The 25,442-nt window shown below is 47.9% G+C and carries 15 protein-coding genes, 1 tRNA gene and 3 rRNA genes; 2 read left to right on the forward strand and 17 right to left on the reverse strand.

What is annotated here, in order from left to right; translation table 11 throughout:
* Nucleotides 1-10: 10 nt before the first annotated feature.
* The 10 genes from radA to AC1VYS_RS25460 all read right to left on the reverse strand — a co-directional run bounded on the left by radA (nucleotide 11) and on the right by AC1VYS_RS25460 (nucleotide 13,530).
* The gene (gene radA, locus AC1VYS_RS25415) at nucleotides 11-1,378 is read right to left on the reverse strand and encodes a DNA repair protein RadA (protein ID WP_123067451.1); all 1,368 of its coding nucleotides are present in this window, start codon (nucleotides 1,376-1,378) and stop codon (nucleotides 11-13) included.
* A gap of 268 nt (nucleotides 1,379-1,646) precedes the next feature.
* Complete coding sequence (locus tag AC1VYS_RS25420; protein WP_482911934.1) at nucleotides 1,647-4,109, reverse strand: ATP-dependent Clp protease ATP-binding subunit; 2,463 nt, start codon at nucleotides 4,107-4,109, stop codon at nucleotides 1,647-1,649.
* A 192-nt stretch (nucleotides 4,110-4,301) separates the two neighbouring features.
* Complete coding sequence (mcsB, locus tag AC1VYS_RS25425; RefSeq protein ID WP_482911935.1) at nucleotides 4,302-5,372, reverse strand: protein-arginine kinase McsB; 1,071 nt, start codon at nucleotides 5,370-5,372, stop codon at nucleotides 4,302-4,304.
* Nucleotides 5,373-5,400: 28 nt separating this feature from the next.
* On the reverse strand, nucleotides 5,401-5,919 hold the full coding sequence (gene mcsA, locus AC1VYS_RS25430) for a protein-arginine kinase activator protein McsA (protein ID WP_482911936.1): 519 nt from the start codon (nucleotides 5,917-5,919) through the stop codon (nucleotides 5,401-5,403).
* A 31-nt stretch (nucleotides 5,920-5,950) separates the two neighbouring features.
* Complete coding sequence (locus AC1VYS_RS25435) at nucleotides 5,951-6,412, reverse strand: CtsR family transcriptional regulator (protein WP_110899255.1); 462 nt, start codon at nucleotides 6,410-6,412, stop codon at nucleotides 5,951-5,953.
* A 472-nt stretch (nucleotides 6,413-6,884) separates the two neighbouring features.
* A complete protein-coding gene (locus AC1VYS_RS25440; RefSeq protein WP_482934427.1) occupies nucleotides 6,885-8,081 on the reverse strand; it encodes a GNAT family N-acetyltransferase in 1,197 nt (398 codons plus the stop codon).
* 179 nt (nucleotides 8,082-8,260) lie between these two features.
* A 5S ribosomal RNA gene (gene rrf / locus AC1VYS_RS25445) occupies nucleotides 8,261-8,377 on the reverse strand.
* Nucleotides 8,378-8,527: 150 nt separating this feature from the next.
* Nucleotides 8,528-11,575, reverse strand: a 23S ribosomal RNA gene (locus AC1VYS_RS25450).
* A 216-nt stretch (nucleotides 11,576-11,791) separates the two neighbouring features.
* Nucleotides 11,792-11,867: transfer RNA gene (locus AC1VYS_RS25455), tRNA-Ala, on the reverse strand.
* A gap of 107 nt (nucleotides 11,868-11,974) precedes the next feature.
* A 16S ribosomal RNA gene (locus AC1VYS_RS25460) occupies nucleotides 11,975-13,530 on the reverse strand.
* Together the 16S, 23S and 5S rRNA genes with 1 tRNA gene alongside form the textbook arrangement of a ribosomal RNA operon.
* Before the next feature lie 186 nt (nucleotides 13,531-13,716).
* On the opposite strand from AC1VYS_RS25460, the gene AC1VYS_RS25465 reads away from it, so the two are divergent.
* Together AC1VYS_RS25465 and AC1VYS_RS25470 are read left to right on the forward strand one after the other, a co-directional pair.
* Nucleotides 13,717-13,938 (forward strand): hypothetical protein, encoded by a 222-nt coding sequence (locus tag AC1VYS_RS25465; RefSeq protein ID WP_482911938.1) that lies wholly within the window; start codon nucleotides 13,717-13,719, stop codon nucleotides 13,936-13,938.
* Between the two features lie 245 nt (nucleotides 13,939-14,183).
* Nucleotides 14,184-15,599: a molybdopterin-dependent oxidoreductase gene (locus AC1VYS_RS25470; RefSeq protein ID WP_482911939.1), complete on the forward strand. Its 1,416-nt coding sequence runs from the start codon at nucleotides 14,184-14,186 to the stop codon at nucleotides 15,597-15,599.
* 157 nt (nucleotides 15,600-15,756) lie between these two features.
* Here the strand turns inward: AC1VYS_RS25470 and ligA are convergent, their stop codons facing one another.
* From ligA to rfbC, 7 genes are all read right to left on the reverse strand, one after another.
* Nucleotides 15,757-17,769 (reverse strand): NAD-dependent DNA ligase LigA, encoded by a 2,013-nt coding sequence (gene ligA / locus AC1VYS_RS25475; protein WP_482911940.1) that lies wholly within the window; start codon nucleotides 17,767-17,769, stop codon nucleotides 15,757-15,759.
* 118 nt (nucleotides 17,770-17,887) lie between these two features.
* On the reverse strand, nucleotides 17,888-20,254 hold the full coding sequence (gene pcrA / locus AC1VYS_RS25480) for a DNA helicase PcrA (protein ID WP_482911941.1): 2,367 nt from the start codon (nucleotides 20,252-20,254) through the stop codon (nucleotides 17,888-17,890).
* Between the two features lie 327 nt (nucleotides 20,255-20,581).
* Nucleotides 20,582-21,268 carry a heptaprenylglyceryl phosphate synthase gene (gene pcrB / locus AC1VYS_RS25485; protein ID WP_482915122.1) on the reverse strand — a complete coding sequence of 229 codons (687 nt, stop codon included), beginning with the start codon at nucleotides 21,266-21,268 and terminating at the stop codon, nucleotides 20,582-20,584.
* 226 nt (nucleotides 21,269-21,494) lie between these two features.
* Complete coding sequence (locus AC1VYS_RS25490; RefSeq protein ID WP_482911942.1) at nucleotides 21,495-22,370, reverse strand: phosphatidylinositol-specific phospholipase C/glycerophosphodiester phosphodiesterase family protein; 876 nt, start codon at nucleotides 22,368-22,370, stop codon at nucleotides 21,495-21,497.
* A gap of 324 nt (nucleotides 22,371-22,694) precedes the next feature.
* Complete coding sequence (gene rfbD, locus AC1VYS_RS25495; protein WP_482911943.1) at nucleotides 22,695-23,585, reverse strand: dTDP-4-dehydrorhamnose reductase; 891 nt, start codon at nucleotides 23,583-23,585, stop codon at nucleotides 22,695-22,697.
* Nucleotides 23,582-24,607, reverse strand: coding sequence for a dTDP-glucose 4,6-dehydratase (rfbB, locus tag AC1VYS_RS25500; protein WP_482911944.1), 1,026 nt, complete (start codon nucleotides 24,605-24,607; stop codon nucleotides 23,582-23,584). Before rfbB ends, rfbD begins: the two co-directional genes overlap by 4 nt.
* A gap of 53 nt (nucleotides 24,608-24,660) precedes the next feature.
* Complete coding sequence (gene rfbC, locus AC1VYS_RS25505) at nucleotides 24,661-25,209, reverse strand: dTDP-4-dehydrorhamnose 3,5-epimerase (protein WP_482911945.1); 549 nt, start codon at nucleotides 25,207-25,209, stop codon at nucleotides 24,661-24,663.
* Nucleotides 25,210-25,442 lie beyond the last annotated feature (233 nt).

Below are 25,442 nucleotides of genomic sequence, written 5' to 3' on the forward strand. Positions count from 1 at the left end.
GTTATGCCCCCTAATCTAAAGCAACCGCTAGTGCATCTGCCACGGTATTCACACCGATCAGTTGTATCCCGCGAGGATGTTTCCAGCCCTTTAAGCTTTTTTCTGGTAAAATAACTCGTTTGAAGCCCAGCTTCGCGGCTTCTTTCACACGTTGTTCTGCCCTGGATACGGCACGAACTTCACCCGTCAAGCCAATCTCGCCAAAGATGACATCATCCGGCTTGGTTGGCACATCTCTCAAGCTGGAGGCAATGCTAACTGCCACAGCCAGATCAACCGCTGGTTCATCTAGCCTTACACCACCAGCCACGTTCAAGTAGGCATCCTGTGTCTGCAGGAACATGCCCATCCGTTTTTCCAGCACCGCAATGATCAGATTCAATCGATGATGATCTATCCCTGTTGCCATCCGCCGGGGAGAAGGGAAGTGTGTCGTGGAAATCAAAGCCTGCAACTCCACCAGCAACGGCCGTGTACCCTCCATACTCGCTACAACGGTAGATCCGGCTACGCCGAGTGGACGTTCAGATAAAAATAGCTCTGAGGGATTACCGACTTCACGAAGACCGTCTTCTCCCATTTCAAATATGCCAATTTCGTTGGTGGAACCAAATCGGTTCTTCACCGCGCGAAGAAGACGATACGTGTGATGTCGTTCTCCTTCGAAATAAAGCACGCAGTCCACCATATGTTCCAACATGCGGGGGCCAGCGATGGCACCTTCTTTGGTAACATGCCCTACAAGAACCGTTGCAATGCCTCGGCCTTTGGCAATCCGCATGAATCTGGACGTGCATTCCCTTACCTGTGCTACACTCCCTGGTGCACTGGTAACTTCGGGCAAATATACCGTCTGAATGGAGTCGATGACAAGAAAATGCGGCTGGATCTGATCCACCGCTTCCTCTACCCGCTCCATATTGGTTTCACACAGCACATACAGCTCCGGCGAAAGTGCACCTAGACGGTCTGCCCGTAATTTTGTTTGCTTCACGGATTCTTCCCCAGACACATATAAAACTCGTAATCCCGAGTGGGTTAGTGCATGAGAAGTCTGTAACATCAACGTTGATTTACCAATTCCCGGGTCACCGCCCACTAGAACAAGCGAACCTGGCACAATACCGCCGCCCAATACACGGTTCAACTCCCCGATTCCAGTCTGTACACGCGGCTCCTGACCGCTATCTATATCTATGATAGGAAGCGGTTTATCTTTACTGTCAAACAGAGGAGAATTTCTCCCTTGTGTTTTGACCACCGTTTCGGTTTCTTCTATCATTGAATTCCAGGACTGACAACCAGGACATTTTCCGTACCATTTGGGGGCTTCATAGCCGCATTCCGTACATTGAAACTTGGTTTTTACTTTGGCCACTTCAGCACTCCTATAGATGATTTTATAACAGCATTTTGCATTATTCGACGAATTTTGCTCATTCCCCCTAACCTTCAGGGTTACTAAAAGTTTACCATTGTTTGAGATTTTTCGTAAAGGATTATCGCAAACTTTACACATGTTCCTGGTGAATTACGCTACATTTCAATCACAACTCCGGTACATATGAAAAAATCCTTCTCGGCGGAAGCCGAGAAGGATCAGAACATGCCTATAAGCTGCTTTCATTCAGCCGCTCATCCCATATTTATTTCGTTTCAATTTCCTCATTGGACGGAACTGATGCCTCTTTTTTCGTTACAGACAATGCACCATTCTCTTCATCGATGAGCAACGAATCCCCTTTGGTAACATTACCTGTGAGCAACTCTTCAGACAATTTGTCTTCAATATGCTTCTGAATTGCCCGGCGAAGTGGACGCGCACCGTAAGCAGGATCGAAGCCAGCTTTCGCTAAGAAGGCCTTAGCGTTATCGGTGAGCTCAAAGTCAACCTCGTATTCATTGAGACGTTTACGTAGTTCCTCACTCATGAGAGTAACAATCTCAGCGATGTGTTTCTGTTCGAGTGAGTGGAACACGATAATCTCATCGATCCGGTTCAGGAACTCAGGACGGAAGCTTTTCTTCAGCTCATCCATCACTTTGCCCTTCATGTTATCGTAATCTGCCCCTGCATCCACAACTGCGGTGAAGCCAAGCGTAGAATTACGTTTAATCGCTTCTGCACCCACATTGGATGTAAGGATAATCAGTGTATTGCGGAAGTCAACGACACGACCTTTGGAATCGGTCAGACGACCATCTTCCAGCACTTGCAGCAAAATGTTGAATACCTCAGGATGTGCTTTCTCCACTTCATCCAGCAGGACAACGGAGTACGGTTTGCGACGAACTTTCTCTGTCAACTGACCGCCTTCTTCGTATCCAACATATCCTGGAGGCGCTCCGACCAGTCGTGATGTGGAGTGTTTCTCACCATATTCGGACATGTCAATCCGGATAACGGCATTTTCATCACCAAACATCGCTTCAGCAAGTGCACGAGCAAGCTCGGTTTTACCTACCCCAGTAGGGCCTAGGAAAATAAATGAACCCATTGGACGTTTTGGATCTTTAAGTCCGGCACGTGCACGACGAACAGCACGGCTTACCGATTTAACTGCTTCATCCTGCCCGATAACCCGTTCATGAAGAATGGACTCCAAAGTCATCAAACGTTGTGTCTCTTCTTCCTTCAGCTTGTTCACCGGAATTCCTGTCCAGTTGGCCACCACTTGAGCGATATCCTCTGGAGTAACCTCGGAATCAGTACGTCCTTGTTTTTCTTTCCATTGGTTTTTGGTTGTATCCAGCTCTTCACGGATTTTTTGTTCCGTATCACGCAGCGCCGCTGCCTTTTCGAACTCTTGGCTTTGAACCGCGGCATCTTTTTCCTTACGGATATCTTCCAGACGGCTCTCCAATTGTTTCAGGTTTGGCGGAATAGTATATGAGTTCAATCTCACTTTTGATCCAGCTTCATCAATCAAGTCGATCGCTTTATCCGGCAAGAAACGATCTGTGATGTAGCGATCCGACAATTTAACGGCTTGCACAATCGCTTCATCCGTAATTTTCACGCGGTGATGCGCCTCGTAACGATCACGCAGACCGTGCAGAATTTGAATGGCTTCTTCCGGCGAAGGCTGATCTACCGTAATCGGTTGGAAACGACGCTCCAGCGCAGCATCTTTCTCGATGTATTTGCGATACTCATCCAATGTCGTTGCACCGATGCACTGTAATTCTCCACGAGCGAGTGCCGGTTTTAAAATATTCGAGGCATCGATAGCACCCTCAGCACCACCTGCACCAATCAACGTGTGCAGCTCATCGATGAACAGGACAATGTTGCCGGCCTGACGAATCTCATCCATGATTTTTTTCAAACGGTCCTCGAACTCACCACGATACTTGGTTCCGGCTACAACCGAACCCATATCAAGCGTCATTACCCGTTTGTCGCGCAATGTTTCAGGAATTTCGTTAGCGATAATTTTCTGTGCAAGCCCCTCAGCAATAGCTGTTTTACCTACACCAGGCTCACCAATCAATACCGGGTTGTTTTTGGTACGGCGACTCAATACCTGAATAACACGCTCGATTTCCTTGCTACGACCAATAACCGGATCAAGGTTATTCTCTCTGGCATAAGCCGTAAGATCGCGAGCTAGGCTGTCCAGTGTTGGTGTGCTTACATTGGCAGGTGTGCCGTTGTGACTTGATACTGCTTCGCTGCTGCCCAGCAATTGCAGTACTTGTTGCCGTGCTTTGTTTAAGCTGATGCCGAGGTTATTAAGCACACGTGCCGCAACCCCTTCACCTTCACGGATCAATCCGAGAAGAATATGTTCTGTGCCTACATAGGTGTGACCGAGTTTACGAGCCTCATCCATGGACAGCTCAATGACTTTTTTAGCACGCGGCGTATATGCAATGTTCGTAGGTTGCTCCTGGCCACGGCCAATTAGCGTTTCTACTTCATCCTGAATTTTTTCCAATCCGAGTCCCAGGCCGATCAGTGCTTTGGCAGCAATGCCTTCACCTTCACGAATGAGGCCGAGCAAAATATGCTCTGTACCGATGTTATTATGACCGAGACGGACAGCTTCTTCCTGCGCGAGTGCGAGCACCTTTTGGGCCCGTTCCGTAAATCTTCCAAACATCATATCTCCTGCACCTCCATGGTTTTGGATAAAACGAGGGGATTAAATCCATTGGACAACCCTTCGTATTCTTCATATCATTTTTGTTTGCAGCCATGCTGCGAATAAAATCATTGGTGGCTCCATTAAAAGCGAAAGCCTTAGTATATAAAAGCCGCAAATGCGGCATGAAACCGATATTAGTGTTCAGGAAGTTTATCCAGAACTTTTAGCTGCATTGATCGTATCACGAATTAACTGAGCTCGATAGATGTCACGCTCATCCGTACGCATATCGCCAAACGTTTTTTGCAAAAAACCTGGTTGCGTCATCACGTTCAGCTCATTCATTACAGGTATGGATAGCCCATCCAGCAAACCAAGATCTACACCGAGCCGGACATCAGATAAGCGCTGCGCCGCTTCCTTCGTGTCTACAATGGCCGCATGGGACAAGATTCCGTAGGAACGCATCACACGATCTGTAATACGCAGTCTCGAATCGGTAATGAGTCGTTCTCTGGCTGTACGTTCATGACCAATCATCTGTAAAACTACACTGTGCAGATTGTCGATCACTTCTTGTTCCGTTTGTCCAAGTGTAATCTGATTGGAGATTTGGAACAAGTTACCCATCGCCTCGCTGCCCTCTCCGTAAATTCCTCGAACCGTTAATCCCACTTGGGATACGGCACTCAGAATACGGCCGATTTGCTGTGTCATAACGAGTGCGGGAAGATGCATCATGACAGACGCTCTGACACCTGTTCCAACGTTGGTTGGGCAACTGGTCAGATAACCTCTGCGATCATCAAACGCATAATCCACGTGCGCTTCAAACGCATCATCTATAGCGGAAGCTTTCTCCCAAGCCTCTTTGACCTGGAACCCCGGATAGAGGCACTGGATACGCAGATGATCCTCTTCATTAATCATAATGCTTACCGATTCATCCTCACTGAGGATGACAGCCCCGTTTGTCGATTCATTTGCCAGACTCGGACTAATCAGATGTTTCTCCACCAGCACACGCTTGTCGAGTTCGTCGATATCGATCAGATCAAGTGTAGTAAAATCACCAAAGGCGTGTACGTCATCGTACTGAAGTACTTCGCTCAGTTTATTCAGCACCTCTTCCGATTGCTCATCCGAAGCCAGCATCGGAAACGGGATATGCTGAAGGTTACGTGCAATACGGACACGACTGCTGATCACGATCTCTGAATCGGCTGCATCACTGCGCATCCACTCACTGAGCGCCTTCTCTGTAAAGCGCAGATTAGGCATCATGCTTCCCTCCTACTTATGACAAACTTTACTCCTGAGCTATTTCTTTTTCAAGTTCACGGATTTGATCACGAATCTGAGCTGCCTCTTCGAATTCTTCTTGGGCAATGCTCTGCTTCAGATTTTGCTTCAGATCAGCAATCTGTCGTTTCACCTTAATGCGTCCGCCCGCTCTGGCAGGAACTTTACCCACATGAGACGTGCTACCATGCACTCGTTTGAATAATGGGTCCAGACGACTGTCAAAGTATTTATAACACGAACTACAGCCGAAACGGCCAACTTTGCTGAACTGGGCATAAGTCATGCCGCACTCTTCACATTGCAGCGTCTTGGCAGGCGCAGCACCTGAACTCTTGCCTGCCGGATCAAAATCAAGCAATCCTGACAGCAGATTGTGAATGGAAAATCCTCCTGATGTTCCAGGGATCATCTCGCCCTTCTCACGGGCACATGATTCACAGATATGAAATTCCGTCTTCTCTCCATTTACAATTTTCGTGAAATGAAGTGTTGCCGGACGTTTATTACATTCTTGGCACAGCATATAGATGTACCTCCTTTGATCCCGATAGTTTTCATTTACCGAGCAAAGATATTAACATCGCCTTCAACATTCTGGCACGAATTTGATCCCGGTAAGGAAGTTTGACCATAAGAACTTCTCTCGACACAGCCGCACGCATCAACCCGGCTTCCCGCTTGCTTAAGAAACGCGCTTCTTCCAGTTGATAGATCAAGCCTTCCGCAGCAGTCTGTCCAATCTCCTCACCAATACTATGATGAAGATGGTTGTGCAGAGCGGATTGGGCAGGTAATTCAATGCGCTGTATACGAACATATCCACCACCGCCACGTTTACTCTCTACCAGATAACCTTTTTCCAGAGTGAAACGGGTGCTGATGACATAATTGATCTGGGAAGGTACACATGAAAACTGATCTGCCAGATCATTACGCTGAATTTCAATCATTCCTTCGGGACTTTCATGCAAAATACCCTTCAGATATCGTTCGATAATATCAGAGATATTACGCATCCAATCATCCTCCACTGTCTGAAACGTTAAGTCAATAAGGACCCACACGCCCCCACAGAGTACACCTTCTCCACCCATTTAACCACTCAGAGAAACAGCGAATCTTGCCACCTCGGATGTTAAACAGGAGAACAAAGGAAGCACGAAGGTCCTTTAATATCTCCTTGATCTCCAATGACATGTATCTGAACCACGATACCTTTCATCAGAGAGCAATAAGAAAGCCGAACATCATATCACAGTTACAATAGTATGTGTTTAACCTTCAGTTGACTTTGACTTTCTTTGACTTTATATACATTATAGCATATTTTAATGGTTTGCCAAGTGGGGGCACTATTCATTTTTTACGATTTTACACGAAATATTCGCCTGACACAAAAAAACCTCTCCCGGACATCGGGAGAAGTTCTGATTGCTTTCAATTACGCTGTGTATCTACTTGGATCAATAATACTTGATATCTGCAGGCTTAAAAGAAATCGAGCAAATAGGTTTCACGATATGGAATAGCCTTCTCCAGCGCTTGAATCGCGGTATCCGTGCCTTCCATTCTACCGATCTGTGCCATCTCTGCTGGTCTGCGATACCCCATTAACATCGCTGTGAGTGATTGGATGCTCAGTCGAATGGTTTGATCCAGCGGACCTTCGTGTACTGATTCTGCCTTTTTCCATATCGAAGCCGTTCCGTTCATTGCCACATTTAATTCCCATACCCCTTCATTCCAAGGAGCATATGCATCTTCGACTTCAAGGCAGATCTGTACGGGCGAGTCCTGACTTGCAAAAGGGTACTGCGAAATAAACTGCTCCACGCTCACGATTCGTGCCATAAAGTAAGGCATCACTTCTTGCCCAATCCGTGGATTGTCCAGTTGAAATGCAAGCATATCACTTGCAGGCGCTTGTAAAGTCACCTCGTCAATCATCGAATCATGATTGGCAATGAACGTCCACAGCCCTTGTCTCGCCTCTTCATTCAGATGGACCATTTCGCCAATGGTAAATTTGCTTTCCTTTACCTCGTAAAATACATAACCCTGCGGTTCTCCAGCTTCATCATAATATACAGCTTGCTTGCTACCCTTTTTAACAAATACCGAATTCCCCCACCAAGCGTCATCCCTATTTAACGTTCCATTATAACGCGCGGCATAAGCATCATAGACCTGCTTCAATACTGCAAGTTCAGGATTTTCCCGTTTTATCGTACCTGGAGTTTGCTTTTTGGCTGGCAGTTGCGACGTAGATAATTTGTATTTCTTATATTCAACATAAGTTTCCCAACCGTACTTTCGATAAAAAGAGAACGAAAATGGATGCAAGAACGAGATACTCTGTTTATTCCGCTTCATTTCTTCGAGCGCATATTTCAGCAGCCCAGCTACCCAACCCTTACGTCTGTATTCTGGCCAAGTAGCTACCCCAGCGATTCCACCCATCTCGAAGGAACGTCCATGAATATACGTTTGAAAAGGAATAATCTGAAGTTTGGCACCTACCTGTCCATCCGCATAAACACCCAGCACATTATGCTTAGCAAACTCCTGCCGCCGCTTCTCCAACTGATCTTCTGTCATTGTAAACTGAAAAGCATACTCAGAGAGCGCCATACACGCCTCATAATCGTCCATCGTTAATTTGCGAAGTTCCATATCATCCTGCACCCCATTCTCTTATAATGTAAGCCCATTCTTTTTTAAAAGGTTACGCGATACTTCCCCTTACATTCGAGTGTCTCAGAGGTTCCACTTAAAGTCAAACAGGAGATGCAACGTTCACATCTCCTGAATCTGATATATAAAAAATAAAAACCACCACCGAATTACATCGGCAGTGGTTCTTTGCTTGGCGGCGTCCTACTCTCCCAGGACCCTGCGGTCCAAGTACCATCGGCGCTAGAGGGCTTAACGGTCGTGTTCGGGATGGGTACGTGTGGAACCCCTCCGCCATCGCCACCAAACGCGATTGGATCGAAGCAATGCTTCTTCCATTCATTTTAGAATTGAAAATCATACACACACTCGGTGATGTACCCATTTTCACTTCATTCAGAGTGTTGTTCTCTGAAAACTAGATTCGAAACGAAACTCACGCGACTCAAAACTTGCTATTGGATAAGCCCTCGACCGATTAGTACTGGTCAGCTCCATGCATTACTGCACTTCCACCCCCAGCCTATCTACCTCGTCGTCTTCAAGGGGTCTTACATACTGGGAAATCTCATCTTGAGGGGGGCTTCACGCTTAGATGCTTTCAGCGCTTATCCCGTCCGTACATAGCTACCCAGCGGTGCTCCTGGCGGAACAACTGGTACACCAGCGGTACGTCCATCCCGGTCCTCTCGTACTAAGGACAGCTCCTCTCAAATTTCCTACGCCCACGACAGATAGGGACCGAACTGTCTCACGACGTTCTGAACCCAGCTCGCGTACCGCTTTAATGGGCGAACAGCCCAACCCTTGGGACCTACTTCAGCCCCAGGATGCGATGAGCCGACATCGAGGTGCCAAACCTCCCCGTCGATGTGGACTCTTGGGGGAGATAAGCCTGTTATCCCCAGGGTAGCTTTTATCCGTTGAGCGATGGCCCTTCCATGCGGTACCACCGGATCACTAAGCCCGACTTTCGTCCCTGCTCGACTTGTAGGTCTCGCAGTCAAGCTCCCTTATGCCTTTGCACTCTTCGAATGATTTCCAACCATTCTGAGGGAACCTTTGGGCGCCTCCGTTACTCTTTAGGAGGCGACCGCCCCAGTCAAACTGCCCACCTGACACTGTCCCCGTACCCGATGAGGGCACCAGGTTAGAACCTAGATACGATCAGGGTGGTATCCCAACGGTGCCTCCACGCAAGCTGGCGCTCACGCTTCAAAGGCTCCCACCTATCCTGTACAGATCGTACCCAAATTCAATATCAAGCTGCAGTAAAGCTCCATGGGGTCTTTCCGTCTTGTCGCGGGTAACCTGCATCTTCACAGGTATTAAAATTTCACCGGATCTCTCGTTGAGACAGCGCCCAAGTCGTTACGCCATTCGTGCGGGTCAGAATTTACCTGACAAGGAATTTCGCTACCTTAGGACCGTTATAGTTACGGCCGCCGTTTACTGGGGCTTCGGTTCACAGCTTCGGATTGCTCCTAACCACTCCCCTTAACCTTCCAGCACCGGGCAGGCGTCAGCCCGTATACTTCGCCTTACGGCTTCGCACAGACCTGTGTTTTTGCTAAACAGTCGCTTGGGCCTTTTCACTGCGGCCCCCTCGTGCTATTCACACTACCGGGGCACCCCTTCTCCCGAAGTTACGGGGTCATTTTGCCGAGTTCCTTAACGAGAGTTCTTCCGCGCGCCTTAGAATTCTCTTCTCGCCTACCTGTGTCGGTTTGCGGTACGGGCACCTTCATCTGGCTAGAGGCTTTTCTTGGCAGTGTGAGATCATGACCTTCGCTACTGTAATTTTCACTCCCCATCACAGCTCAGCCTTACGGTTAGCGGATTTGCCTACTAACCAGCCTTACTGCTTGGACAGGCATCCATCAGCCTGCGTCACTACCCTACTGCGTCCCCCCATCGCTCGTAACGATTTACGGTGGTACAGGAATTTCGACCTGTTGTCCTTCGACTACGCCTTTCGGCCTCGCCTTAGGTCCCGACTTACCCTGAGCGGACGAGCCTTCCTCAGGAACCCTTAGGCTTTCGGCGGATCAGATTCTCACTGATCTTTTCGTTACTCATACCGGCATTCTCACTTGTATAATGTCCAGCGCTCCTTACGGTACACCTTCAACCCTTATACAACGCTCCCCTACCCCTGGATCGACTTCACTCCAGCTTCGAAGCCCTGTGTTTATCCCCTGAGAAACATTTGGTCTTCCAAGATTTCACACCTTGTCAGACAAAAATGTCTTTGTGGTAAACACCGCCTCAAAGAAGCAGTGAAGTCGATCCAAGCCATAGCTTCGGTGGTGTGTTTAGCCCCGTTACATTTTCGGCGCAGAGTCACTCGACCAGTGAGCTATTACGCACTCTTTCAATGGTGGCTGCTTCTAAGCCAACATCCTGGTTGTCTGTGCAACTCCACATCCTTTCCCACTTAACACACACTTGGGGACCTTAGCTGATGGTCTGGGCTGTTTCCCTTTTGACAATGGATCTTAGCACTCACTGTCTGACTCCCGGAAGTAAGTCTATGGCATTCGGAGTTTGACTGAGCTTGGTAACCCTTGCGGGCCCCGCACCCAATCAGTGCTCTACCTCCACGACTCTATTTTCCGAGGCTAGCCCTAAAGCTATTTCGGGGAGAACCAGCTATCTCCGAGTTCGATTGGAATTTCTCCGCTACCCCCACCTCATCCCCGCATTTTTCAACATGCGTGGGTTCGGGCCTCCAGTGCGTGTTACCGCACCTTCACCCTGGACAGGGGTAGATCACCCGGTTTCGGGTCTACGTCCACGTACTATGTCGCCCTATTCAGACTCGCTTTCGCTGCGGCTCCGGCTCTTCACCTTAACCTTGCACGGGAACGTAACTCGCCGGTTCATTCTACAAAAGGCACGCCATCACCCCTAAAACGGGCTCTGACTTTTTGTAAGCACACGGTTTCAGGTTCTATTTCACTCCCCTTCCGGGGTGCTTTTCACCTTTCCCTCACGGTACTGCTTCACTATCGGTCGCTAGGAAGTATTTAGCCTTGGCAGATGGTCCTGCCGGATTCATACGGGGTTTCACGTGCCCCGCACTACTCGGGATCCGTCTCGGAGGGAACAGACTTTCAATTACAGGGCTTTTACCTTCTTTGGCGGGCCTTTCCAGACCTCTTCGCTTAACCGGTTCCTTTGTAACTCCATGTGAGACGTCCCACAACCCCAAAGAGCAAGCTCTCTGGTTTGGGCTTCTCCGCGTTCGCTCGCCGCTACTGACGGAATCACTATTGTTTTCTCTTCCTCAGGGTACTTAGATGTTTCAGTTCCCCTGGTATGCCTCACACTAACCTATGTATTCAGTTAGGTGTAACTGGAAATTACCCCAGCTGGGTTTCCCCATTCGGACATCCCCGGATCAAAGCTTGCTTACAGCTCCCCGAGGCAGTTTCGTTGTTCGCCACGTCCTTCATCGGCTCCTAGCGCCTAGGCATCCTCCGTGTGCTCTTAGTAGCTTAACCATATGCTCCGGTTTCGACTGCTCGCTTCCCTTGTTTTGGACTGCGTCCAAAGCCAAAAGTCGCTCCCATTCGATACCATCGCAATTGCAATTGTACTACCGTTTTTATTGAAACTTGTTGAACACAAGTTCAGCTAAAAAGGAATGTTCTAATTTGCGTTTGTTTCGTTTCGATATCTAGTTTTCAAAGAACACAACAAATAGATGAAATTTTTTTTGGTGGAGCCAAGCGGGATCGAACCGCTGACCTCCTGCTTGCAAGGCAGGCGCTCTCCCAGCTGAGCTATGGCCCCTCAAATTCCATCAAAACTGAACAAATGGATGGGTAACTTTGTATTGCTTGCAAGTTCATTGAACTTACATATTTGAATGTTTCCACGCGGGAAACGATTCTCCATAGAAAGGAGGTGATCCAGCCGCACCTTCCGATACGGCTACCTTGTTACGACTTCACCCCAATCATCTATCCCACCTTCGGCGGCTGGCTCCTTGCGGTTACCCCACCGACTTCGGGTGTTATAAACTCTCGTGGTGTGACGGGCGGTGTGTACAAGACCCGGGAACGTATTCACCGCGGCATGCTGATCCGCGATTACTAGCAATTCCGACTTCATGCAGGCGAGTTGCAGCCTGCAATCCGAACTGAGACCGGCTTTGGTGGGATTAGCTCCATCTCGCGATTTCGCAGCCCGTTGTACCGGCCATTGTAGTACGTGTGTAGCCCAGGTCATAAGGGGCATGATGATTTGACGTCATCCCCACCTTCCTCCGGTTTGTCACCGGCAGTCTATCTAGAGTGCCCACCCGAAGTGCTGGCAACTAAATATAAGGGTTGCGCTCGTTGCGGGACTTAACCCAACATCTCACGACACGAGCTGACGACAACCATGCACCACCTGTCTCAACTTTCCCCGAAGGGCACCTGATGCATCTCTGCTTCGTTAGTTGGATGTCAAGACCTGGTAAGGTTCTTCGCGTTGCTTCGAATTAAACCACATACTCCACTGCTTGTGCGGGTCCCCGTCAATTCCTTTGAGTTTCAGTCTTGCGACCGTACTCCCCAGGCGGAGTGCTTAATGTGTTAACTTCGGCACCAAGGGTATCGAAACCCCTAACACCTAGCACTCATCGTTTACGGCGTGGACTACCAGGGTATCTAATCCTGTTTGCTCCCCACGCTTTCGCGCCTCAGCGTCAGTTACAGCCCAGAGAGTCGCCTTCGCCACTGGTGTTCCTCCACATCTCTACGCATTTCACCGCTACACGTGGAATTCCACTCTCCTCTTCTGCACTCAAGTCACACAGTTTCCAGTGCGATCCGGGGTTGAGCCCCGGGATTAAACACCAGACTTACATGACCGCCTGCGCGCGCTTTACGCCCAATAATTCCGGACAACGCTTGCCCCCTACGTATTACCGCGGCTGCTGGCACGTAGTTAGCCGGGGCTTTCTTCTCAGGTACCGTCACCTTGAGAGCAGTTACTCTCCCAAGCGTTCTTCCCTGGCAACAGAGCTTTACGATCCGAAAACCTTCATCACTCACGCGGCATTGCTCCGTCAGGCTTTCGCCCATTGCGGAAGATTCCCTACTGCTGCCTCCCGTAGGAGTCTGGGCCGTGTCTCAGTCCCAGTGTGGCCGATCACCCTCTCAGGTCGGCTACGCATCGTCGCCTTGGTGAGCCGTTACCTCACCAACTAGCTAATGCGCCGCAGGCCCATCCCCAAGTGACAGATTGCTCCGTCTTTCCAGTTCTCTTCAGGCGAAGAAAACAAGTATTCGGTATTAGCTACCGTTTCCGGTAGTTGTCCCAAGCTTGAGGGCAGGTTGCCTACGTGTTACTCACCCGTCCGCCGCTAAGTATCAGGAAAGCAAGCTTTCCATCCACTCCGCTCGACTTGCATGTATTAGGCATGCCGCCAGCGTTCGTCCTGAGCCAGGATCAAACTCTCCAATAAAGATGAATTTCGCAGCATCGTTAAACGCTGTGCACTCATCGGGGTATTGAAAAGAGCGATAAGCTCATTTTGAATCTGACGATTCATTGTAAATCAAAAGTTACTATCCATTTGTTCAGTTTTCAAGGAACTTGGTTACCCATCCTTCGTCAACTTTCGTCAACCAGACAGGAAATTTATCATATCATGTTAACTAAGTTTCTGTCAACATTTTTTTATGTCATTCTTCAAAGCTATTCTACTAATGTCCGTTTGAAGCGACAAGAAATAATATATCATGCTGTCATTATTTTAGCAAGTACTTTATTTAAATTTTATTATGTTCCAATGAGAGTAATGTCAATTGCTGAAGCGAATGTTCAATATGAAGCAGCTTTTGGCTTTGCAAAGCAAAACATAGGGAAGTAATTAGCTCGAATAAGATCAAATTTGAAGTAAGTGATCCAAAAACTTTATAATAAGGTATCTTAAATTGAAGGAAGTACTTCAAGGGTTTTTAAGGTTATACAATCAACAGGAACACGAAAACATCATCATGCAACTTATCAATGCCGCTCTAAGTAATACTTGCTGAATTATTTAAGTGGTACATCGATTGGATTTTTGCTTATTGCCTGCGTTTAACTCAAATCCATGATCCGAGGTGAACACATTTGAAACAGTGGTTAAAAAAGATGCGTAAGGGTTACGGCAAAAAGTTGGTTTCCATTCATGCTTGGAACGCCTGGATCGTTGTCATTCTCTCCATTACTGGTCTTATGCTAATTGGTGGCTTCTGGCGTGAAACGCTGGGTATCGGACGTGTCTGGTTAAAGTGGTTACATATCGCTGTGGGTCTCGCCATGCTTGCTCCTGTCGTCTATTACTTATTTTTGGCCAGTAAGCATTGGAAGCAACTTCGCAATAAGCCATGGCAAAAAGCCAATACGATCATCGTCCTTGCACTTCTGGTCGGTTGGTTATTATCCGGTATCGTCTTATGGCAGTTCAAGCTTGCTGGCCCCCGGTGGTCCAATGCTGCACTTTTAATTCATGATCTGCTCACATGGGTTGGTTTGCCGTATATCATTTACCACTCAATCACACGGACCCGATGGTTAAAAGACTCAACACGCCGTACGTTTCAAGTCAGTGAACCTTCAACACAAATTCCAAGTGTGCCCGCTCCAAACAGTCCCACTTCGAATAAAGAAGAGTCAGAAACACATAGCACACCAGCAGCCATGTCCAACTTGCATGCAGACACATCACTTCATCACCAAGGAGATCCACTACAAAATCTCAATAGAAACAGAGAATCAAAGATCGAGAAGCCTCAACCCGTATATACTCGTCGAGCCTTCATCCGCTCAGCTGTTGGCATAGGACTCGCTGTGACTCTTGGGCCTACGTTTGTATCGTGGGTAGGCAAAAACCTCAAGTTTGATAACAGTATAGACACCATGCTAGAGAATGACCCGAATCAGATGGTTCCATTGCCGCAACCCTTATCCGCTTCTTCCCCGCCGATCGGTGGTGGCGCCGAAGGACACTTTCGCGTATACACGGTTACACCCATTCCTTCCTTTTCCAATGCAAACTGGTCATTTCGTGTAGATGGACTTGTGGAACGGGCACAGATCTGGAATTGGGAGCAGTTCGTCAAGCTTGCGCGCACCGTGCAAGTCAGTGACTTTCACTGCGTTACCGGCTGGTCCGTATATAAGAATACATGGGAAGGCATTCCACTGAAGCATTTTTTGGAGAAAGCCGGTTTGAAACCCGGAGCGCACAGCGTCAAATTTTATTCTGGTGACGGGGTATATACCGATGCCATCACGTTAGAACAAGCACAGATGGATGACATTATGATTGCAGTAATGCATGATGGCAAACCCATTCCTGCAGACCTTGGCGGACCTGTACGACTCGTTATTCCACAGATGTACGCTTATAAATCAGTCAAGTGGTTGAACCGCATTGAAGTCATCGACAGCGAGCATATTGGATATTGGGAAGAACGGGGATACGACAAAGATGCATGGTTATCCGGTGCTTCTCAGCGTTTTCCGAATATTACGGGTTCATAAAATGGAATGAAAACTTCACGTTGTCCAATACACAAAAAAGAAGCCTCCAGACACGTCATGCGTGTTTTTGGAGGTTTCTTGATTCACAAGCTGTCTGACACTTGTTTGTTATTACCAAATAACAAGAGCTGGTGCATCTGTCTTAGATATTAACAGTCTACGGATTCAGCAGGCGTACCAGTTCATCCTCATCTTCGATGGTTGGAATACCGAGATCACGAGCTTTCGTTAATTTGCTGCCTGCCTTCTCTCCGGCAATGACCAGGTCTGTCTTTTTCGATACACTTCCTGTGACCTTCGCGCCAAGCGCTTCAAGTCTTTGCGTGGCTTCTTCACGCGTCAATTGATGGAGTGTTCCTGTGAGCACTACCGTTTTACCGCTAAAGAAGGAGTCCTCTGCAACAACAGCCGGCGCTTCAGGTGCCTGTGCTTTCACACCAAGGTTCAGCATTTTCTCGATAGCCGCTTGTGTAAACGGATCAGCGAAGAAGCTAACGATACTCTCTGCTACAATACCACCCACGTCCGGCAGTTCAACCAATTCCTCCATGGTAGCATTCATGATCGCGTGCAAATCACGGTAATGCTCGGCGAGCATACGTGTCGTGGATTTGCCTGTGTTGGGAATACCCAAGGAATACAGGAACGATGCCAGGTCTCGGTCTTTACTCTGCTCGAGCGCTGCGAGAAGGTTATTCGCTTTCTTTTCCCCAAATCGCTCCAGCTTCACCAAATCATCAAACTGCAGTGTATACAGATCGGCCGGTTCACGCACGTTCAATTCGTCATATAACTGAATCGCCGTCTTCTCACTGAAGGTCTCGATGTCCATCGCGTCTCTGGAGGCAAAATGGGAAATACGAGCAACCGTCTGCGGCTTGCAAGCCAGTTTGTTGTTACAGAATAAATGCGCTCCGCGCTGCTCCAGCGGGAATCCACATGCCGGGCATTGCTCCGGATATATGATCTCTTCTCCATCATTCTCTTCGGTCACTTTGCCGAGGATCTCCGGGATAACATCATTGGAACGACGAATGAAGACACGTGAACCCAGTGCATACTTCAGATTTTTACGCTCAATATCGCCGACATTGTTCAGCGTACAGTTTTGCACAGTAACACCAGCAAGTTCAACCGCTTCTACCCGCGCGAGCGGAGTTACTTTGCCCGTCCGGCCCACGTTCCACACCACTTCGTTCAGTACTGTAGTCGTCTCTTCTGCTTCGAACTTGTAGGCAACTGCCCAGCGCGGGAACTTGTCCGTGTAGCCAAGCACCTCACGAGTACGCATATCCGTCAGTTTTATTACCGCCCCGTCGATCAGGTAATCCAGTTGTCCACGATTTTCCTGGATTGCTTCGAGCTGCTCCATCACATCATCAAATTCATGGAAGTAGGTGATGGATGGATTAACTTTGAAACGGTTATCCCGCAAGAAGTCCATCATTTCGTGATGGCTCGCAAACTGAATGTCGTCCGAATAACCAATATTATAAAAATAGGCATTCAATCGACGCTCAGCCGTCGTTTTTGGATTCAGGTTACGCAGCGCACCTGCGGCTGCATTTCGTGCATTTTTGAGCGGCTCGGCAGCCGTTTCGTTATATCGATTTAACACAGAGAGGTTCATTATCCCCTCACCTTGCACTTCAATTGTGCCACCCGTATACGGAATTTTAAGCGGAACCGACTTAATGGTTTTAACCTGTGCCAAGATACCCTCTCCCACCGCTCCGTTTCCGCGTGTAGAAGCCTGAACCAACTCACCATTTGTATAAGTCAGGTTCAACGTTAGTCCATCAAATTTCAACTCAATGACGTAACCCGGGTCAGGCAAGGGATTATCCGGGTTTTTGCTGTTGTAGTCATTAACCAGTTTTAGAACACGTGTATTCCAGCTCCGCAACTGTTCAATGTTCTGCGCTTTGTCTAAACTCCATAATGGGGATAAATGACGATGCGGGTTGAATCCCTTGAGCAGTTCGCCCCCTACACGTTGAGTAGGAGAATCCGGCAACACCATGCCGCTCTCCTGTTCCAGCGTAACCAGTTCATCATACAGAAGGTCATACTCCTTATCACTGATCTGTGGCTGATCCATCGTGTAGTACTGATAATTGTGCTGGTTCAGCTCGGCTACGAGTTGCTCCATCCGGTGCATCGGGTCCATACGGGCCATCCCTCCGTTTATTTAATATATGTAGAAAAAACATGCCTATTGCAATAATCGAACATGGCAGAATCAGATCTCATGTCAGCTCAGGATTAGGCAATAGGCCGTTTCATTCTTATTCCACTTTGGTAATCGGGGCAAATCCGGCGAGAAGGCGTTTCACGCCAACCGGAGCCGGGAATGCAATCTGCAGTTCGGTATCATTACCACTGCCTTTAACCGCAACGATGGTACCTGTTCCCCATTTGCCATGTTGCACTTTATCGCCTGCTTTAAATCCTGCCGCACTATCGGAAGAGACAGACTTCGAAGCTGAGGTCGGTGCTGCAGATGTTGGACGAGAGGTGCTCATCGTCACCCGGGATGTTGGCCCGGAAGCACTTGCGGATGAACCACTTCGGCTCTGCTGCTCAAACAGCTTGGACGCACTTGCAGCGCCGCCGAAATTACTTCCGCCACTAGAGCCTAAACCGCGTCCTCCATAGGAACCTCCGCCCGTGCTCGTTCCACGGCGGTAACGGTCTCGTGCAATGGAGGTATCTTCCTTAAGCTCATCCGGAATTTCATCCAGGAAACGGGATGGCGGATTCGCCGTTGTACGTCCAAACAAGGTCCGCATCTGCGCACATGACAGAAACAGCTGCTCTTCTGCACGCGTAATCCCTACGTAAGCCAGGCGACGTTCCTCCTCCAGTTCTTCGTTGTCCATAAAAGCACGGCTGTGCGGGAAGACCCCTTCTTCCATACCCACGATAAAGACAACCGGGAATTCCAGACCTTTGGCACTGTGCATTGTCATCAACGTGACCGCATCGCTCTGATCCTCTTCATCATCGTTCATGCTATCAATATCTGCAATGAGCGCCAGATCAGTGAGGAACGAAACGAGCGTTTTGTCTTCATTATTTTTCTCAAACTCCATCGTTACGGACAGGAACTCTTCAATATTCTCCAGTCTCGCGCGAGATTCAATGGTATTCTCCTTCTGCATCTCGTCACGATACTGGCTCATCTCCAGAATCTTCTCGGTCAGTTCAGTAACCGATAGGTACTCGACCATCTGGTGCAGAGCAGCGATCATATCATAGAACTCTACGAGCGCGTTACGCGTACGACCGGCGAAACCAAGATCATCAACCACTTGCAGTACACGGAAAATGGAAACCCCGCGCTCTCCAGCTGCTGCAGCCAGCTTGGCTACTGTCGTATCCCCGATGCTGCGCTTCGGCACATTAATAATCCGGGTCAAACTGATATCATCATCCGGGTTGGACAACAAACGCAGGTAAGCCAGAATGTCCTTGATCTCTTTACGATCATAGAACTTGATGCCGCCGACAATCTGATATGGAATATCAGACTTGATCAGAATTTCCTCGATCACCCGGGACTGGGCATTGGTACGATACAAAATCGCATGATGCTGATAGGATTTGCCGTTCTTCACATTTTTACTAATCTCGGAGGTTACAAAATACCCCTCATCATGTTCGGAATCGGCACGGTATACCTTAATCTTCGAGCCGCCTTCTTTATCCGTCCACAGTTTCTTCGGTTTACGGCCCGTATTCAGGCCAATTACTTCATTCGCTGCATTCAGGATGTTGGAAGTGGAACGATAATTTTGCTCGAGTAGAATTGTCTGTGCTTCCGGGTAGTCTTTTTCAAAATTGAGGATATTGGTAATGTCCGCCCCGCGCCAGCGGTAGATCGACTGGTCACTATCCCCTACAACGCAGATACGGTGGTGGCTGTCAGCCAGCATACGGCACAACATGTACTGTGCACGGTTCGTATCCTGATACTCATCAACATGAATGTACTGGAATTTCTTTTGATAAAAGTCGAGCACTTCCGGCACTTCTTTGAACAGTTGAATCGTTGCCATGATCAGGTCATCGAAGTCGAGCGAGTTATTGGCTCTTAACCGGCGTTGGTACATCGTGTATACCTTCGCTACAATGCCCTCGAAATAATCGCCTGCTTGCTTCTCATATTGCTCTGGACTGATCAGTTCGTTTTTGGCTGTGCTCATCATCGCCTGAACGGCTTTGGGTTCAAACTTCTTCGTATCGATATTCTGATCTTTCATACAACTGCGAATAACGGATAACTGGTCGGATGAGTCCAAAATGCTAAAGTTGGAAGTAAAACCGATCCGTTCAATGTCGCGGCGCAAGATGCGCACACACATAGAGTGAAACGTGGATACCCAAATATCACGGCCCTGAGAACCGCCTACGAGCTGCGAAACCCGATCCTGCATCTCACGAGCAGCTTTGTTGGTGAACGTAATCGCCAAAATGCCCCATGGCGGTGCTTTCCGTGTTGCGATCAGATAGGCGATCCGGTGTGTTAACACCCGGGTTTTGCCTGAGCCCGCGCCAGCCATAATCAGCAGCGGCCCATCCGTCGCCTCGACAGCTTGACGCTGAGGGGTGTTAAGCCGTGCTACGGCATCATGTATATTTACAGGTTGCATGCATGCATGCTCCTTTCATTAGTTGGATATCGGTATAAGAGTGCTAGGGGTTACACTGGTCACTCCGAGTGCAGTAGCATCTTCCGATCGTCGTTATCCCCAGATTTTTTGATCCCCTTTGTCAAAGGGAAAATCCGGTGATAAATACGAACACTTCGTTTCTTCAGATCGCTTCTGCACTCTCCGTTCATGTGTAAACATAGTTGCCTTATACTTTGTGGGTAGATAAAAATAACAAGAAAACTGTAGTGAATTTTCAGTTTAAAGGACAAAGTTCTATTTTAGCAGATTCAAAGGGGGATGTGGGGCAATGGTAAACTAAACCGGTTAGGCGTTTTCCTTCACGGCTTGTACCGTCTCCAGCGCTTGGCGCAAATTGCTATACACAATATTGCCAACAACAACAGTATCCGAAGCTTGAGCAGCTTGTACTGCTTTCTCCGCCGTATCGATTCCACCGCCATATATGAGGTGTGCCCGCTCCAGTTGTCTGTGAGTCTCGCCAACAAGTTCCATATCACCAAATGTTCCGCTGTACTCCATATATATAATGGGCAGATTCAGCAGGCGTTCTCCAGCTTGAGCATAAGCAGCAGCAGCCTCTGCACTCAGTTCCGTCTCCGCTCCGGTTAACTTCGCCACAGTGGAATCCGCATGAAGCACAATATACCCTTCGGTAATCAGCAGATCCCATGGGATCATATAACCAAACCGCTCGATGGCCCGCTGGTGATGTCCAATAATCCACTGGCTGTCCGTTGTGTTTAACACCATCGGAATCAGATACCCGTCAAAACCGGGTACAACAGCCTCCAAATCGGATACTTCCAGCACACAGGGCAGTTCATAACGACGAACCCGGGACATCAGATCTACCGTATTGTCATATGTGATTCCTGATGATCCGCCAACGATAATCGCATCCGTTCCTGACATGCATATCTGATCCAGTGCCTCGTCTGTAATTTCCCGGTCTGGGTCGAGCTTAAATACATGTCTCCACTGCTTAATCATGTCTATCAACGAACATTCCTCCAGAGGTTCTTCTGCATCCTAAAAAGCTTGTAAACTAAGTCTATGTCAGCAGACAACAGGTGTCAATGTTCGTATAAAAGGCGAACAGAAAAAACACAGACTTTTCACGGTTTCCCTTCTGAGAAAAGTCTGTATCTCTGGAGTTCGAGTCTTCTTTTCGATTCTTGTTGAGTCTGCACGGACTCTTTCCTGAGTCTTAATTCTTTTACGGTTTCCAAGCGAATCTTGTATTCATCTCTTCCATTTCCTGCTCAGTGAGTACGTCAGAGTACACACCGTACACGCCCCATTTCTCATAATTGGCAGCCTGCTGGGTATCATTAATGGTGTGCACATAGGTGACTGCCCCAGCCTTCTTCAGCTTGGCGACAAAGTTCTGGTTCACTTTATATTCCGGCATGGTTACGGCATCGATGTCATTGTTTTGCACAAAATCAACAACCTGGCCCTCTGTATCTTGTGTGGCGTAGAGCGTGTAAATAATAGAGGGGAAATGATATACCTCTTTTACCTTTACAAGCATAGGTTCATTATAAATCTGTACAACAACCCGGCTTAGAGTTGACGAATCATACTTCTTCGCAGCATCGACTAGAGATTGAAGCACTTGCTGGATATCTTCGTCTTTTTGCTCCTTCGTATCCGTCACGATGTACATATCCGGGTACTTGGACAAAACGTTCATAATCCCATCAGCATCCATTGGCTGATAGATACCCAGAATAGGTGTGTTCATGAATTCATCATGGGTAAGTGCACCGGCCTGTTTATGCTCCGGCAACTCTTCGTCCTGTCCCAGCATTTTGCTCATGTTAGCCGTCCACTCATGTCTGGCCACAGCCACGCGATCCGAAGTGAGCATGAAATCAATTTCAAATACCCGTGTGCCTTTTTCATAATTGGCAATCATGGCTTCATACGCATTAGTATAAGGCTGTTCCCGAATACTTCCCATCGCATGGGCTATTAATCGGTAGTTCGTAAATCCGTCACGTTGCTCTTCACTCTGGCTATCATGTGCCCAGAAGAGTGTACCTACGGTAACGAGCAGCAATGTCAAAACGGCGGCAATACGTTTCATATCATCTACACATCCTTTGCAGACGTATTCATAATAAACACTGTACTAGAAATCATTGTGAATCTAACAACTACAACTAATGAGTCTTATTCCCGACATGGCCGGAACAAAACATTATCTATCTGAACATGTTATGTCATATTGCATTTTGGTAACTAACTACCCGAATCGGGCATAGGCAAAACAAAAAGTCGCCATAAGGCGACTCTTTACGACTATCACATAAATATTGAATCGTGATGTTTTACAGTAAAACACGAGAGGTTACACTATACCTTCTTACTCAAAAACGATCAGAGATCCATCTTTTCATAAAATGATATCTCAATTCGTCTGCTCCGTATCCAGCTCATGCAAGAATGCAATTAGTGCTTCTCTCCAAGGCCTCATGGCTTGAAGCCCGTTCGTTCGGATCCCCATATGATCCATCACGGAATATGCTGGACGAGGAGCTGGACGTGGAAACTCAGTTGTCGTGCACGGTACGATCTCAGCGATCTGGACAGCCGTTTGAAAAGTCCCATGTTTAGTTGCTTCCTCTGCAATTGCCTGTGCAAATTCAAACCATGTGCAGCTTCCCGCATTGGACGCATGATAAATGCCGTATTTTTCGCTTACAGCCAGCTCAGCGATTAGACGAGCAAGATCCACCGTGTACGTTGGTGAACCCTGCTGATCATGCACAACTTGAAGCTTCGGACGTATTCCCATCAGATCCAGCATGGTTTTAACAAAATTATGGCCCTGACTGCCAAACACCCATGATGTGCGGATAATAAACCACCGCGTGCTCAGGCTCTGAACCAGCCGTTCTCCAGCAAGTTTAGATTTGCCGTATACACTTTGCGGATTCGTCTCATCGTACTCCTGGTAGGGGGTGTTCCCCATCCCGTCAAATACATAGTCTGTACTGATATAGACCACCTTGGCTTTCACGTTTTCGGCAGCAACTGTTATATTACGTGTACCTACAGCGTTAATCGAGAAAGCCGTATCGATATCGGATTCAGCCTGATCTACCGCAGTGTAGGCAGCACAATGAATAATAACGTCAGGCTGATACGCATTGATCTGATCTGTACACTGTTGCTGATTCGTGATGTCCATCTGATCCCGGTCACAGCCTAGTACGCGATGACCATCTGCTTCAAGGGTTTTTACAACGTCATATCCCAGCTGTCCTGCTGCACCTGTTACCATAATTCTATAATTCATGCGCCCGATTCACCCATTCGCTGACCATATTGGAGTTTTACATACTCCTGATACGTGCCGGACTGCACGCTCGCCATCCACTCCTGGTGATTCAAATACCACTTTATCGTCTCTTTAATTCCCGTCTCAAAATGGTGCACCGGTTTCCAGCCAAGCTCTGTCTCCAGCTTGGTTGGATCTATACCGTAACGCCGATCATGTCCCAGACGGTCTTGTACGTATTGAATCAGACTTGCCGGTTTGCCCAGTTGCTCCAGCACGGTCTCAACAATGTGAATATTTGTGCGTTCATTATTGCCACCAATATTATATACCTCTCCAGATCGGCCCTGATGAATGACCAAATCAATGGCACGACAGTGATCTTCCACATAAAGCCAGTCACGGATATTCAGGCCATCACCGTATACAGGAATAGCTTCTTCCTTCAACGCACGGGAGATAATGAGCGGAATAAGCTTCTCCGGGAATTGAAATGGGCCATAGTTGTTGGAACAGCGGGTAATGTTAACAGGCAAACCGAAGGTCTCGTGATAAGCCCTGACGAGCAGATCCCCTCCAGCTTTGCTTGCAGAATAAGGGCTGTTAGGCATCAAAGGGGTCTCTTCTGTAAACAGTCCTGTTGGCCCGAGTGAACCATATACTTCATCCGTCGAAACCTGTACGAATTTGGTGATCTGATATTTTTTGGATGCGTCCAGCAGTACCTGCGTACCCAAAACATTCGTGCGAACAAAAACATCGGGAGCCAGAATGCTGCGATCCACATGGGATTCAGCGGCAAAATTCACAACCACATCGACACCCTGAGCAAAAATGTTCTCCATCTGCTGTACATCTGCAATGTCTGCTTTAATGAAAGTGTGCCGCGGATTGGACTCAATCGACTTCAGATTTTCCAAGTTGCCCGCATATGTGAGTGCATCCACATTAATAATTTCGTAATTCGGATATTCTCGGAGCATATATAACACAAAGTTGCTGCCGATAAAGCCAGCCCCGCCGGTAACCAGTAATTTCATGCTGTCTCTCTCCCTCTGCCTCCAAATGAAGAATGTATCTGAAGGTCTTGTCATTAGTCAAAATTCAGCTCTGCATCCCTGAGTACGGGGTGCTTCTGATCTTTATCCGATAAGATCGGTTCCGTCACAGGCCAATCAATCGCAAGCGCAGGATCATTCCACAAAATACCGCGGTCATGTTCAGGCGAATAATACGCATCCACTTTGTAAGCCACCTGTGTACGTGGAGTCAGTGTACAGAAACCATGGGCAAACCCTTGGGGTACTAACAACTGACGCTGATTATGTTCACTGAGTATGACACCTTTCCATTGTCCGAAGGTCGGTGACTGTCTACGTATATCTACAATCACATCGTAAATGGCACCCGATACCACTCTCACCAGCTTAGTCTGCGCTTTCGGATGCAGCTGATAATGAAGCCCTCGCAGGACACCCGCCTCAGCTGACAAGGATTGATTGTCCTGAATAAACGTATGATGTATCCCATGATCCAGCAGCATCTGCTCATTATAACTTTCCATGAAATATCCGCGGTGATCTCCGTATATCTTCGGTTCCAGTATGGCTGCATCCTTCATAAATAGCGGAATTACCTTCATGCCATCCCCCCGCTCTGCCTTTGACAGTACTCTTCATTTTGATTATATATATGTGAGTTGCCCTCTAAGTGTTTGTTCATTCGCCTCTGTCATGCAGACACAAAAGCCCAGCCGAAACATCGTACGTCGGCTGGGCTAGGGATGGACAGACATTAAGATAATACAAACTACAAATCGAATACTGCAATATGAATACATTGATATGAATACATTGGATAGACGGAAAAATCAGC

This window comes from Paenibacillus sp. G34, assembly GCF_056856875.1.

What these genes read in the sequence shown, in the direction of transcription:
- AC1VYS_RS25420 (WP_482911934.1), bottom strand. Translation starts at nt 4,109, where the DNA reads ATGATGTTTGGAAGATTTACGGAACGGGCCCAAAAGGTGCTCGCACTC.
- mcsB (WP_482911935.1), bottom strand. Translation starts at nt 5,372, where the DNA reads ATGCCTAATCTGCGCTTTACAGAGAAGGCGCTCAGTGAGTGGATGCGC.
- mcsA (WP_482911936.1), bottom strand. Translation starts at nt 5,919, where the DNA reads ATGCTGTGCCAAGAATGTAATAAACGTCCGGCAACACTTCATTTCACG.
- AC1VYS_RS25435 (WP_110899255.1), bottom strand. Translation starts at nt 6,412, where the DNA reads ATGCGTAATATCTCTGATATTATCGAACGATATCTGAAGGGTATTTTG.
- AC1VYS_RS25465 (WP_482911938.1), top strand. Translation starts at nt 13,717, where the DNA reads ATGTTAACTAAGTTTCTGTCAACATTTTTTTATGTCATTCTTCAAAGC.
- ligA (WP_482911940.1), bottom strand. Translation starts at nt 17,769, where the DNA reads ATGGACCCGATGCACCGGATGGAGCAACTCGTAGCCGAGCTGAACCAG.
- pcrA (WP_482911941.1), bottom strand. Translation starts at nt 20,254, where the DNA reads ATGCAACCTGTAAATATACATGATGCCGTAGCACGGCTTAACACCCCT.
- pcrB (WP_482915122.1), bottom strand. Translation starts at nt 21,268, where the DNA reads ATGATTAAGCAGTGGAGACATGTATTTAAGCTCGACCCAGACCGGGAA.
- AC1VYS_RS25490 (WP_482911942.1), bottom strand. Translation starts at nt 22,370, where the DNA reads ATGAAACGTATTGCCGCCGTTTTGACATTGCTGCTCGTTACCGTAGGT.
- rfbD (WP_482911943.1), bottom strand. Translation starts at nt 23,585, where the DNA reads ATGAATTATAGAATTATGGTAACAGGTGCAGCAGGACAGCTGGGATAT.
- rfbB (WP_482911944.1), bottom strand. Translation starts at nt 24,607, where the DNA reads ATGAAATTACTGGTTACCGGCGGGGCTGGCTTTATCGGCAGCAACTTT.
- rfbC (WP_482911945.1), bottom strand. Translation starts at nt 25,209, where the DNA reads ATGAAGGTAATTCCGCTATTTATGAAGGATGCAGCCATACTGGAACCG.